The sequence below is a fragment of the Bacillus cereus group sp. BfR-BA-01522 genome (genome assembly GCF_022662635.1).
Taxonomy (GTDB): Bacteria; Bacillota; Bacilli; order Bacillales; family Bacillaceae_G; genus Bacillus_A; species Bacillus_A cytotoxicus.
The window spans coordinates 66,712-81,720 of record NZ_JAKUDY010000012.1 but is presented as its reverse complement, the minus strand read 5'-3'; the positions used below and the strand labels follow the sequence as shown (position 1 = coordinate 81,720).

Here is a 15,009-nt window from a genome sequence, read left to right as displayed (position 1 = left end):
GATTAGTAATACTTTTATTTTAATGTTACTTGTTCGAAGCGAGCTGCATCATGGAAATATTTAAGTGGTAATTCAATAATATCTTGCGTAAGGCTATAAACATGCAATGTTCCTATTTTAGTTCCGAAAGCACTTATTAAATCTTCTTTAATACGGTGATTAATTATAAGGCTATCATATTTATTTTTCTTATGATTTTCAATTTTTTTCATTACTTTCTTTTGAAATTCACTAGGAAATGCAGGATTTTCGATAGAATTAAAACCTGGTGCATTAAATGTTACTGCGAGTAATGCAGATCCAGGTAAGGCCCCATCAATCATCTCACTTTGTACCCATTGTGCTAAGTATCCACCAAGTGAATGACCTGTAAGATACATATTTCTCATATTTTGATAATCAGTACGTACTAATTGTCCAACATAAGCAGAAGCGTCCTCAGCTTGTAATTTATCAAGATTTAGTAATATTTGTTGATAATCTTGTAGTATCCAGTCTTGCCATTGTTGTGAACCTCTAAATGCAACTGTATAATCATATCTATCTTCTACAGTTGTTTTTCCTTTGATAACTAGTTTTCTATATACATATGCATCAAGCTCAGTTCTTTCATTTTTATATTTTTGGTATAATTTCCAATCTCCTAAAGCGGTTGTTTCACCGATTTCTTTTTCTTCATTATACGTAGATCTTGCCATTTCAAGAAGTTGCATTGTAATAGATAATTTGCTACCATCTTTTTCTATTTTAGAAATACCATTATCTCGACCTGACTTAATATCTTTATCAATTGCGATAGAACCATTCCCGCTGCCAATTGTGTATTCTTTAATTTGATCAAAGGCCCAGTTTTTTGGTAATGGGAATCCTAAGTTTCCACTAAAACCAGTAGACATACCAGAGACAAAACTGTATGTTGCGTATTTTTTGTCTGATACTTGAATACATACGTTTCGTGAACCATACACTCCAATATTGTAATAACCACCTCCTAATTTTTTCATTTGTTCGTTAATTGCTTGGAAGTGCGGTAAAATTTTGTCTTTAATATCGTCACCTGTTGCATCAAAATCTACCGCAAAGTAGATAGTTGTACCTTTTGGAAATCCATGATATAAAGCGGCTTTATAAGCTGCAATTGCATCTTCTTCACCTTTTTTAGCATTAAAATAATCTTTGTCTCCACCATTTGTTTGGTAGATAGGGAAAATACTAAGGCCGGCTGCGAAAATGTTATCTATTTCTCCGTCTTGAATTTTTTTATTTCTAGCATCTTTTCCTTTAGCGTTTGTTAAATAACGTCCTACAGTTTCATAACCAGCTGCGACTAATGTTTTTGCTCGTTCAGGAGTAACTTCCGTACTACAATCACAAGCTTTACCTTGACGTTCTGGATCGCCTGTACTTACTAATAGAGAAGCCCATGTTTGAAAATCTGAAACGCCAGTCGCTTTCAATAAAGCGAAGTTTTGGAATTGCTTTAATTGTGTAGTCATAAATGCTGAAAAATTCCCATCAAACGGTACATCGTAACCATTGAAAATAAGGGCCGCTTGAAATAGATACACAAAAGCACCTGTTGAACCTTCTTTTAATACGACTAGTTTGATTTTTTCTTGTGTTGTTGGACCAAAGTACCCATTAGCTGTACCATCTTTTAGTCCTTCTTCATATTGAATCGCAAACATTAAAGCTTTTTGTACATCACGTGAATAATGACCATCACAAGGCATATAGAAAAAGTCAGTGCGATTGATATATTTGTTGTTTAACCATTGTTGGATACTTCTAATTTTTTCACTTCCGTTATTAACTAATACATACGCATCCATTGTTAATAGTGCTTTGAATAATTTAGGAGTTACTACGCCATCAGCTGATGTAGATCCTAAATTTTTTTGCATAGTAGCAATAGCAGCTTGTGTACCAGATCCATATGTTCCTGTAATGCCACCAGGTCCATAACCTTTGCAATATAAAGCGGCTTGAATAATTTTTACGATATTTGCATTTGTATTAGATGTTGTACTAATTGGACATTTTTTTGTAATTTCTGCTAATGTACCAGGTCCAAAGGTTGTAGATGTTGCTGTAATTCCAAGTTCTAATTGTAATGCTTGTGTTAAGGCACCCATTGTAGACCAACCTGTTTTTCCGGTTACTTCAATTTCTTTATAACCAGCTCTACCTTTATAGGTTCTGTTGACCCATTCTTGTGCTTCTTTTACCATTTGATCCATTTTTATGACCCCTTTTTTAATTATTTTTTAAAAGCTTAATTTAATAATGGGGTTAAAAATAAATATTCATATTTTAAATGAAATTTAATTAAATTAGGCTCTTACTCTATTAAGTGAAAGAAAGTGAGAATAAATAAAAAAAACAAAACAAAAAAATATATGCAACTGATCTGGTAAACTTGAACATCATAATAATATACCCGGTTCTGGTGCAAAAAATCTATAAAACTTGGACATACTGATACTATTACTCTAAAAAGGTGTGTGATTGGTATGGAAAAGAAAAATTTGTTCAAAAGGAAGCATAATCTATTTTTTCCTGTTCATAAATTAATAACAACTGTTAGGATGGAGTTGAAGTTTATGAAGAAAGTACTGTTTTTGGGGGATCCAGGAATTGATGATTCGTTAGCGATTATGTATGGGTTGTTGCATCCTGATATTGATATTGTTGGTATTGTGACAGGATATGGGAATGTATCGCAAGAACAAGCGACAAGTAATGCGGCCTACTTATTACAATTAGCTGGGCGGGAAGATATTCCGGTTATTAAAGGAGCAATGATGCCACTGTCAGGAGAATTTACAACGTACTATCCAGAAATTCATGGTGCAGAAGGAATGGGGCCCATTCGTCCACCAAAAAGCATTTCACCGAATGTAAAACCTTTTTGTGAATTTTTTTCTATTTTGGAAAAGTACAAAGGAGAAATTATTATTGTTGATGCTGGGAGATCAACAACATTAGCAACAGCTTTTATTTTAGAAAAAACACTTATGCAATATGTGAAAGAGTACTATATAATGGGCGGAGCCTTCTTAATACCAGGGAATGTTACGCCAGTTGCTGAGGCAAATTTTTATGGAGACGCAATTGCTTCGCAACTTGTTATGCAAAATGCAAAAAACGTAACATTAATACCGCTTAATGTTACCTCGGAAGCGATTATAACGCCAGAGACAGTAAAATATCTTGCAAAGCATTCAAAAACTGCTTTTCATACATTAATTGAACCGATTTTTACGTATTATTATAAGGCATATAAAAAGTTAAATCCGAAAATAACTGGAAGTCCGGTTCATGATGTTGTAACCATGATGGCGACGGCTAATCCCTCTTTTTTAGACTATGTATACCGCCGCGTTGCGGTGGATACAGATGGAATTGCAAAGGGGGAAAGTATTGCGGACTTTCGACCACAGCCTGATGCGAAAGCGCTAAAAAATTGGATGAGAATTGGCTGGTCGTTGCACTATAAAAAATTTCTTAAGGATTTCGTTAGAATTATGACATAGACATAATAGCGACATACAAGTTAAAATAATAGAGACGACTTATTGATTAGTCGTCTCTATTATTTTGACTATGAATATATAAAATCGAGAAAAGACATACAAGTAGGAGAGGAATTTCACTTGAAGAAAGTTATAGTTTGTGCAGGAATTGTAGCTATGTTGATGTTGTTAGTATCAGGTAACTTTCTAGCGAAAAAAGTTTGGAGCTCCAATAATGATGATGCACAGTATATCGCTTCATTTGTTGAAGAACATAAAGATGAAAAAAACAGCGCTTTACTCATAAAGCGAAATGATAAAGTTGTGTACTCTGTAAATCCAGATGTTGTTTTACCAGTGGCAAGTACAATGAAATTAATTGTTGCTCTTGAATTTACAAAACAAGTAACAGAAGGGAAAATTGATCCAAATAGCTACGTCTCCATCCATGATGTGAACCGTTATTATGTACCAAATACAGATGGTGGTGCCCAGGAACGATGGCAAAAATATTTACAAAGAAAAGGAAAAATAGATGAAAATGCTGTTTCTTTAGAAGAAGTAGCAAGAGGGATGATGAAATTTAGCTCCAATGCGAATGCGGAATACTTGATGGAAAAGCTCGGATTGGACAATGTGAATCAAAATTTGAAAAACCTAGCACTTCCATCGCATGAACCGTTATTTCCAATTGTTTCATCCTTGTATATTCCAGGATATCTGCATAAAGAGTTACACGTTCCTAAATATCAAATCGAGAAAAAGTTAAAAGAAATGTCTCAAGAGCAGTATCGTCAATATGCAATGGTGATTCATGAGCGTTTGAAAAACAAGGGTGCGATGCTACAAAAAGAAATTCCGTTATATTTAGAAGAACGATATGATAAGATATGGTCCGATCGTTTGCCAGCTGCTTCAGCAAATGACTATATGATTTTGTTACAAAAGGTAAATCATAAGGCAGGGTTTGCAAAGGCTGAGGCAAAAGAATGGGCTAGTCTTGTAGAAACAGATATGAGTACGAAAAAGTATCGTAAAATATTCAGACATGCTGGACAAAAAAATGGTTATACACCATGGACATTAGCAAAAGCTGTTTATGCTACAGATAAGTTTGGGAACTGTACGGAAATTGTGTTTTTAGCAAATCATTTAAATGAAGATGATAGTGCTGAATTGCGTAAGCATTTACGAAATTTACATTTTCAAATTTTACAAAATGAGAAATATAATGCGACTGTTATTAAATAAACCGGGTGCAATATGCACCTGGTTTATTTTTGTACAAGCACCTTTTTATATTTATTGGGTATGATGGATAGTAATAGTTCTTAACGAGGGGGGAGAGAATGAAGCAAATGAAAGAAGAATTTATAGAGGAAGAAGGCAGTGATTTCCCTGGAAAGACCTATATGAATTGTGTGTTGAAACATGTGTTTGAGTTTCAAAGAGAGCATTTGTTATATGATATGTTTATGGTTCACAGAGCTCATATCATTATGTTAATAGAAGAAAAAATAATAAGTTTACAAGAGGGAAAAGAGATTTTAACAGCAGTCGAGAAAGTCGCACAAATTCCGAAAGACGAGCTGCATTATAATTCGAAATATGAAGATCTTTTCTTTTTGATTGAACATTTCATCATAAAAGAAGCAAATGACAATACGATTAGTAATATGCATATTGGCAGAAGCCGGAATGATATGGGAGTGACAATGTATCGGCTGAGTTTGCGTCGTTATCTATTACGTTTTATGGAACATTTTATGTTATTACAGGAAAGTATATTACAAGTTGCTCATAATCATATCGATACAATTATGCCTGCTTACACACATACACAACCAGCTCAACCAACAACATTTGGTCATTACATGGTAGCTGTTTATGATGTAATGGGGCGAGACTTGGAGAGAATTTGGAAAACATATCATTTCTTGAATAATTCACCAATGGGAGCTGCGGCTCTTTCTACAACGAGTTTTCTGATTAATAGGAAAAGAGTAGCTGAATTACTTGGTTTTTCAAGTGTTATTGAAAACTCTTATGATGCAGTTGCAGGTGCTGATTATTTGTTAGAAGTGAGTTCTTTACTCATGGTGACAATGACGAATATGGGGAGATGGATACATGATTTTTTACTGCTTGCAACGAAAGAATATAATGGTATCACGGTTGCGAATCCATATGTGCAAATTAGTAGCATCATGCCGCAAAAACGTAATCCGGTATCGATTGAACACGCTCGTGCCCTCACTAGTAGTGCGATAGGAGAAGCTTTTACTGTCTTTCAAATGATCCACAATACTCCGTTTGGTGATATTGTAGATACAGAGGATGATTTACAACCGTATTTATATGAGGGAATGGAAAAAGCAATTCGTGTATTTTGTACGATGAATGCAGTAGTTCGAACAATGAAAGTAGAAGAGAAAGTTTTAAAAGACCGATCATTTCAGCACGCTATTACCATTACGGATTTGGCAGACACATTAACAAAGAAATATCATATTCCTTTTCGTCTTGCTCATCATGCTGCAAGTGAAGTTGCAAAAATGTCTTTGAAACAAAGCAAAGAATTGCATGAATTAGAGCTAGGAGAAATAAACGTATACTTACAAAAGCAATTTAAAATAAAGCTTTCAAAGGAAGAATGGGAAAATAGTATATTGCCAGAAATGTTTGTAAAGAAACGAATTGTATATGGAGGACCAAGTCACCAAGAGATGGAGCGGATGATTTTAAAAAGAAGAGCAGCATTTGAGCAAGCAGAGAAGAATTTTGAAAGAGAAAAACAGCGCATTTCTAAAGTAGAAAAAGAAACAATGCAACTTGTTACAGGCATGATCAGATTGTAAAATGATATTTTTATATATAGACTTAACAATAAATTAAGGCATTGAATATGAACGAATCATGGAATCGATATGACTATTTTTAGAATTGATTAAGTGAGAATAGTAAGAACTACACGAAGATAGCCTGCTAAGAAACGGATGATTATATTGGTGTTCTGAAACGAAGCAAGTGAAGGAACTCAAATCGCAAACAAAAAAGCTCGTTTATAAGCGAGCTTTTTTGTTATGAACGTGTTATTCATCAATACGAATAACGCCGCCTTGTTTGAAGTTTTCAGTTTCTAATAGATTGACAACCGCCTTAGCAGCATATTCAGGTGAAAGTAATTTTCCTTCTTCTTTTAAGGTGATAAAGCGATCTAAATTTGTAAAATCTTCTTTCTTTGTTTGACGAATTTGTTTTTGCATATTTGTATCAACGACACCAGGTGCAAAGGCGATGATTTTGACGGGAAATTCTTTTTCAGCTTCTTCTGTAGCAACGCACTGTGTAAACATATTGATACCGGCTTTTGTCGTACAATAAGCTCCCCAACCAAAATAAGGATTTTTCCCAGCGCCTGAAGAAATGTTAATCACACGTTTATCAACTTTCCAATTTTTTGTATGCTTCATAAAAGTAGAAGTAAGAATCATAGGAGCAATTAAATTAATTTGCACATTGGCGATTAATTGTTCACTTTCCGATTTTTCAATTGGTTTCATCGGTGCAAGTATACCGGCGTTATTAATCAAATGAATGGATGAAACGTCTTCCAATTCAATAGAGGACAAGATTGCTGCAAAATCTGCTTCTAATTGGTGGACATTTTGAAGATCCATCGGATGAAATGATAAAGAACTTCTTGTTTGATTTGCTATTTCAACAAGTTGTTCATTTGGTCTTCTTGAAATACAAATGAGATTTGTATGTTCCTTTAATAATTGTGTAGCAATGGCTTCACCTAAACCTTGTGAAGTACCTGTTATGATTACGTAGCGCATTTTGTATGGAACTCCTCTCTTATGTATAGAATTTTAGGGACAATGTACATTCTATAGTTTGTCTTCATTTTATAGTATAGAGCATTTTTTATCATCGAGGAAAGGAGAGGATACAGTGCCTTTTATCAATCGTTTTACAACAACAGTTTCTGGTGCAGTTACATTTACAGGGAATACACTTGGTTTAAGTCCACTCTCGCCAGCGCCTAACAATAATTTTGGTACGATAGATGTATTTACAACAGTCGATACAACTTTACAGGTTCCTGGTTTTCCGGCAGGAACAACAGATGATTGGAGAGAAAATTCTTCGAGTGCAATTTTAAACATTCCAATTGGTAGTAATATTTTATATGCAGAACTTATTTGGGCAGGGACATATAGAACCGATACTGAAGATGTTTCCGCATTTTTAGATGATGACATTATCTTTGTGACACCTTTTGAGGAAGTGTTGATTACTCCTGATCCAGTAACGGCTCAGCAAGGTTCAGTAGGAAAGCAATTTTATTATGTTCGCTCAGCAGATGTAACCGAATTTGTTACCGAGGGAGGAACATATACTGCGGGAAGTGTTCCGGCAGCAAGGGTATCCGTTGATGCGACGGTTAGCCGTTCAGTGGGATGGACACTTCAAGTCGTCTATCAAAATAGTACTTTACCACTTCGTAATCTCTCTGTTTATACCGGGCAAGAAATTATTGAAGCTGTATCTCCACCAGTCGATGCTACTATTTCAGGGTTTGCAACGCCTGCAACAGGAACTGTTACAGGAAGGGTGCTTGTTACTGCGCAAGAAGGGGATCCTAATATTATTGGAGACCAGCTACGCTTTGGGCCAGATGTTAATAGTACAGTTACATTGTCGGGGCGAAGAAATCCAGCTAATAATTTTTTTCAATCCCAAATTTGTAATGATAGAGGAGAGTTGGATAGAACCGGTACTTTTGGTGATTTAAATCAGCCGTTAGGAAGAGCGGTAGAAATGAGAAGACAAGGATGGGACATTACAAATGTAGATGCATCCGCATCTTTAGTGAATAATCAAACATCGGCAGTGGTTCGTTTTGTTACGAATGGAGATGGATATGCTACTGCTGGTTTTGGTGTTCAAATAGATGCAACAGGTCCTATTATTAATCCAATTAAATCTGTTGATAAAACAAGTGCTAGAGTAGGAGATCTTCTCACATATACGATTACAGTTTTAAATACCGGTACGGGAGATGCAGAAAATGTTATATTGCAAGATGATATACCGAGTGGAACAACATTTGTTCCTGGTAGTGTAACGGTCGGAGGTATAACACAACCAAATGCTAATCCATCGACTGGTATTCAGCTAGGAGAAATACCAGTTGATGGTACGTCGCGAATTGTGACATTTCAAGTAAGAATTACTAATTTTCCAGATTCGCATACGATTTTGAATCATGCGATGGTATCTTATCAATTTCAACCTTTTGTAGGAAGTCCGTTTATTACAAGTACAGCTTCTTCCAATATAGTAGAGACCACGCAAGGGAATTTTGTTGATTTACAGTTACAAAAGTTTGTCGATATACCAATAGCAACAATCAATGACGTATTAACATATACAGTAAATATTACGAATAACGGAAATGTAGTTGCAAACAATGTAATCTTTGTTGATAGTATACCGAGCGGAACGACATTTGTTGAAAATAGTGTAACGATAAATGGGGTAGCACAGCCAGGAGCTAGTCCTGCTAATAGTGTTAATCTTGGAAGTATCAATCCCTTACAAACGATTGTTGTTGGCTTTCAAGTGAGAGTAACATCCACACCTTTTACAAATCCAATTCCCAATCGAGCGAGTGTAATTTTTAATTTTATCGAAACACCTGGTCAGGAACCTATTTCAGAGCAGGCCACAAGTAACACAGTGTTCACGACAATTATGATAGGTGATATAAGAGCGAGAAAAACGGTAGATAAAAGTTTTGCAACAATTAACGATATTCTTACGTATACAGTTACAATTGAAAATATAGGAAATACGACAGCAACCAATATAATGTTTCAAGACTCAATCCCATCTGGAACAATTTTTATCCAAAATAGTGTAACGATCGATGGAATTTCACAGCCAGGAGTACATCCAGAGATCGGTTTTACGATTGCTAATATTTCTGCTGGAGGGAGTAGGAGAATTACTTTTCAAGTCCAAATTGCATCATCTCCATCCGGTGATACGGTCGTAAATACAGGGAATGTAACGGCTCGTTTTATCATTGACCCGAATCGACCGCCAATTACAATTAATAGACAAACGAATACAGTAATAACACAAATTAATGTTGGAGAATTAAATGTAGTGAAAGAAGTAAACACACAGCAAGCGGGAGTAGGAAATACATTAACATACACGATTACGGTTCAAAATACAGGTAATATTCCATTAACAAATGTGTTCTTTCAAGATACGGTGTCTACAGCGGTTTCGTTTATTGAAAACTCTGTCACGATAAATGGAGTCGCACAAAGTGGACTTAATCCAACTGGTGGATTTCCTCTTCCCGACATTCCAGCAGGTCAATCAGTTGTGATTACATTTCAAGTATTCATTGAACAAAATCCCGAAAATGAAGAGGTTTTAAATCAAGCAAATGTAACGGCTCGTTTTCAAGTTATTCCCAATGAACCACCTGTTACAATTTCAGGTGTGAGTAATATTGTGAATACGACAGTGCAGACAGGAAACTTTGAAGTGATAAAGTCTGTGAATACAGATGTAGCAACAGTAGGAGATATTTTAACGTATACGATTGAAGTGATAAATGCTGGCAGTGTGCCGGCGATGAATGTATTCTTTCAAGATTCGATCCCGCAAGGGACGCTATTTATTGAAAATAGTGTATTTGTTGATGATGTATTACAAGAAGGTGCCGATCCAGAAACAGGAATTTCATTAAGTGATTTCCTAGCTGGGGAGAGTGTGGTCATTACATTTGAAGTGTTAATTGTCGAATCACCATTAGGAAATAATGTTATAAATGAGGCAAATGTTACAGGAGACTTTCTTGTAAATCCAACAGAGCCACCTATTACAGTAACTACACCGAGTAATACAGTTGTGACAGCTATAAATTCAGCGGAATTGAGTGTTAGAAAAAGCGTCAATACAAATGAGTCCGGGGTAGGGGATATATTAACATATACGGTTCGTATCCAAAATAATGGTACCGTATTAGCGACGAATGTTTCTTTTCTTGATCCGATTCCAGCTGAAACAACATTTATACCAAATAGTGTCGTAATCAATGAGGTGCCGCAGCCAGGGCTAGATCCAACCATTGGTTTTTCACTTGAAAGTATTTCTCCGGGATCGATGGTAACGGTAACATTCCAAGTGACTGTTACAAGTGTACCTGTTAGTAAAGTTATACCAAATAACGCAAATGTTACAGCGGACTTTCAAGTCAGTCCTTTGCAACCGCCCATTACAATCGTGACGATTAGTAATATCGTTGTGACGCGGGTAAATATTGGTGCAATTCACGTGATAAAGAGTGTAAATACAAGTGAAGCTGGGATAGGAGATACGTTAACATATACAGTTCTTATCCAAAATACAGGAAATGTTCCAGCAACAAACATTATGTTTCAAGATTTGATTCCAGATGGAGCGCTGTTTGTTGCAAATAGCGTTACAATCAATGGAGTGTTGCAGCCGGGACTAGATCCAGCTGTAGGTTTTGCATTGCCCGATATTCCAGTAAGAGAAACAGCAACTGTTACGTTTCAAGTGACTGTAATGAGTATTCCAAGTGGTAGAAATATAACGAATCAATCAAATGTTACGGCGAGCTTTCTTATCAATCCAGATCAACCTCCTATTACGACGACTACGGATAGTAACTTTGTTGTGACGCAAATCAATTTAGCTCAGCTAGATATACAAAAATCTGCATCAGTCCAACAAGCAGCACTTGGAGAAACGTACACTTATACCGTTGTTATACGAAATAATGGTACAGTTCCAGCGACAAATATTTCTTTCGTCGATACAATTGCTCCAGAGACGACATTTGTTGCAAATAGTATCACGATCAATGGAGATTTGCAACCTGGATTCGATCCGAGTATTGGTTTTCCACTTCCTGATATTGCAGCAGAAACATCATTAACGATAACGTTCCAAGTTACAGTTGCCGCACCGTCTACACGTGGGGGCGTTTTAAATACAGCGACTGCTACAGCAACGTTCGTATTAAACCCTTCACAACTACCGGTTTCCACAACAAGTTCTAGTAATACAACAGTAGTGGATATACCTTTACCTTCTCCCGGGGAAGTAATAGCTACTAAAACAGTGAATATGGATGCTAGGACAGTTGGTGATGTATTAACGTATACAATACTCATTACAAATGTAGGAATTACGCCTGTTACCGATGTGTTATTTCAAGATACCATTCCAGAGGGAACAACATTTGTTCCAGGTAGTGTGACAATCGGTGAAAGCGCACAACCGAATCTAAATCCAGAACAAGGATTTCTAGTTATTTCAGCGTTAGAATCTAGTGAAAGTATTTCTGTTACATTCCAAGTTACGATTACATCAGTCCCAAGCGAGGAGGTTGTATTAAATGAAGCTGATGTAACATTTACTTCGCAACCAAATCCGATGGAACCGCCAATTACGCAAACGATATCAACGAATTTAGTTGCAACATTTATGAATATAGCTGATATTTTTGTATTAAAGGTAGTAGATAAAGAGGCTGCAACTGTTGGGGATATATTAACGTATAATGTGCTCATTTTTAATATTGGAACAGTACCGGCAACGAATGTGCAATTTCTGGACTCTAGTTCGAGTGGGGTAGAATTTGTTACGGGAAGTGTAGTTATAAATGATACCCCAGAACCTGGGTTAAATCCATTTACAGGATTTCCACTTCCAGACATCCCAGTAGCTGATGTGATGCTCGTCACATATCAAGAGAGAGTTACAAGTATACCGGAAGGAAGTACAATTGTTAACGTTGTAGATATTACTGCTTCATTTGACGTAAGTGCAACGAATCCACCTATTACAGAAACCGTCTCTAGTAATGCAACCGTAACAGAAATAAATGAAGCCGGTTTAAATGTTATAAAAGATGTGGGTCAATCAATCATTGCTGAAGGGAACACCATCACATATACAACGGTCGTGCAAAATATCGGTACAGTTCCAGCTATGAATATTCAATATCGTGATATATTACCTTCTTCTTTACGTTTTATTCCAAATAGTGTACAGATAAATGGGGTAGGGCAACTAGGGTTAGACCCAAATAATGGATTTTCGCTTCCGAATATAGACTCAGGCGAAGGAATAGAAGTTACATTTCAAGTAATGGTTGTAGAGGTTCCAGAAAGTGGAACGATTGCAAATACTGCAAATGTAACAGGAGAGTTTGTTTTAGTGCCAGGGGAACCACCAATCACAGTGAATCAGCCCAGTAATACGGTTCTTATAATGGGGAATAGAGGAAGTTTCCAAGTTGCAAAACAAGTGAATGAAGCAGTAGCTCTTGTAGGTGATGTATTAACGTATACAGTGCAAATTATAAATACGGGGACAGTTCTTGCTACCGATGTTCAGTTTATTGATACCATTTCTGCTGAGGCCCCATTCATTCCGGGTAGTGTAACAATTAATGGAGTGCAGCAGGTAGATCTAAATCCTATTAGTGGATTTTCTGTTGGAGATATTCCTGATGGAGAAACAGTGGAAATTACGTTTCAAGTAGTCGTTGCAGCTGCTCCAGAAACAGAGAGCATTACAAATGAAGCGAACGTAACGGGAAGCTTTACTTTAGTTCCAGGAGAGCCACCAGTAGTGGTCGAACAACCAAGTAATATGACAATTACAGAAATAAATATTGGTCAATTTAATGTAATAAAAACAGTAAATAAAGAAGCAACGCGATTAGGAGATACGTTAACATATACAGTGCAAGTAATAAATATAGGGACAGTTCCTGCTACCGACGTCCAGTTTATTGATGTACCATCAGCTGGATTGGTATTTATTCCAAATAGCGTACAGATCAATGGTAATTTGGCACCAGGATTGAATCCATTTGAAGGTTTTTTAGTACCGAATCTCGATGTAGGAGAAAGTGTTTTCATAACATTTGATGTTACTATAAATACAATACCATCGTCTAATAGTATAACGAATATTGCGCATATAACAGGTAATTTTGAACTTGTCCCAGAAGAACTTCCAATAGAGATAACAAATACAAGTAATACAACAATAACACCAGTAAATCGTGGCAGTTTAGATTTATTTAAGGAAGTAAATTATGTAAACGTTGGGATAGGAGATGTTGTCACATATCGTGTTCGAGTATTGAACACAGGAACGGTAGATGCAACGAATGTTCAATTTATAGATCGACTATCTCAAGGTGCAACTTTTGTTCCAAATAGTGTCACGATAAATGGTGTATTACAATCAGATCTGAACCCGATAACAGGGTTTGTCATACCGAATATCCCAGTAGGTGAAACGGCCCTTGTAACATATCAGGCTGAAATTACTAGTTTTCCTGATGGGGGAACAATTGAAAATGTTGCTAATGTATCGGCAGAGTATGTTTTAGTTCCAGGAGAGTCACCTATTATAGTAGAAGATACAAGTAATACAGTAGTCATCACAGTAAATACAGCAATATTGTTTATTGTAAAAGGGGCAAACTTTGAAGTGGCGACGATAGGCGATGTAATTACGTATGCAATTGCCGTTATAAACGATGGAACAGTACCGATCGAAAATGTAATTTTAATAGATCGTATTGATTCAAATACGTTATTTATAAATGGAACTGTAACAGTAAATGATGAGCCGTTACTATTTGCAAATCCAAATATCGGTATTCCGTTAGGGAATTTACAGCCAAATGATGCAGCAATTATTAATTTTCAAGTCGTTGTCATAGGAGGACAAACAAATCCAATCATTACAAATGCTGCTACTGTAAATGGACTTGCAACTATAAGTCCAGGTCAACCGCCCGTAGCCGTTGAAGAAGATAGCAATACAGTAGTTATTCCTTTTATTACGCCAAATGTTTCTACAAATGTTGTAAAAATGGCGGATTTGCAAACAGCAACAATAGGAGATGTCGTCACATATACGACAGTCATTACGAATACTGGAGATATAGCGATACAAAATATTCATTTTCAAGATCTCGTTAGTAATCGTGTTTGATTTATTCCAGGAAGTGTAACAGTAGATAGGGAAGTCTTGCCTAATGTAACTCCAGTATCAGGATTTAGTGTTGGGAGCTTGAATCCTGGTGAACAGAGAATCATTGCATTCCAAGTTGCAATAGAAGGGCCGCCACAAGGTTCTAATCATTATATTAACCAAGCGAACATTCGTTATGAATATCAAGTTGGTGACATTCTTCCACCAGTAACAGAAATAATAGAAAGTAATGTGGTAGATATTTTATTTGAACCTACAATAGCACAAATTTGTGAAACAAACAGACATTGTTTTAAGAACATTTCATTTAGTTGTTTTCCGTGTAATAAGAAATATATGGATAAATAAGAAGTGCGGTCTCCTAAAGCGAGGAGACCTTATTTTATATAAATTATAATCATTTTCCTTTAAAAGA

The 15,009-nt window shown here is 36.1% G+C and carries 5 protein-coding genes and 1 pseudogene; 4 read left to right on the top strand and 2 right to left on the bottom strand.

Annotated features, from left to right (window positions below; translation table 11 throughout):
* Window positions 1-14: 14 nt before the first annotated feature.
* Window positions 15-2,240, bottom strand: a complete 2,226-nt coding sequence (locus tag MR059_RS16465; RefSeq protein WP_087098935.1) for a glycoside hydrolase domain-containing protein — start codon at window positions 2,238-2,240, stop codon at window positions 15-17.
* 363 nt (window positions 2,241-2,603) lie between these two features.
* Here MR059_RS16465 and MR059_RS16460 point away from each other — a divergent pair, with 363 nt between their 5' ends.
* The 3 genes from MR059_RS16460 to argH all read left to right on the top strand — a co-directional run bounded on the left by MR059_RS16460 (window position 2,604) and on the right by argH (window position 6,373).
* The gene (locus MR059_RS16460) at window positions 2,604-3,536 is read left to right on the top strand and encodes a nucleoside hydrolase (RefSeq protein WP_235436456.1); all 933 of its coding nucleotides are present in this window, start codon (window positions 2,604-2,606) and stop codon (window positions 3,534-3,536) included.
* Window positions 3,537-3,656: 120 nt separating this feature from the next.
* Entirely contained in the window at window positions 3,657-4,766 is a 1,110-nt protein-coding gene (locus MR059_RS16455; RefSeq protein ID WP_048723709.1) for a serine hydrolase, read from the top strand.
* Window positions 4,767-4,864: 98 nt separating this feature from the next.
* Window positions 4,865-6,373, top strand: a complete 1,509-nt coding sequence (gene argH / locus MR059_RS16450) for an argininosuccinate lyase (protein WP_048723708.1) — start codon at window positions 4,865-4,867, stop codon at window positions 6,371-6,373.
* A 234-nt stretch (window positions 6,374-6,607) separates the two neighbouring features.
* Here the strand turns inward: argH and MR059_RS16445 are convergent, their stop codons facing one another.
* Window positions 6,608-7,357, bottom strand: a complete 750-nt coding sequence (locus MR059_RS16445) for a (S)-benzoin forming benzil reductase (RefSeq protein WP_012094666.1) — start codon at window positions 7,355-7,357, stop codon at window positions 6,608-6,610.
* A 115-nt stretch (window positions 7,358-7,472) separates the two neighbouring features.
* Here MR059_RS16445 and MR059_RS16440 point away from each other — a divergent pair.
* Window positions 7,473-14,942, top strand: a pseudogene (locus tag MR059_RS16440) (DUF7507 domain-containing protein).
* Window positions 14,943-15,009: the final 67 nt, after the last annotated feature.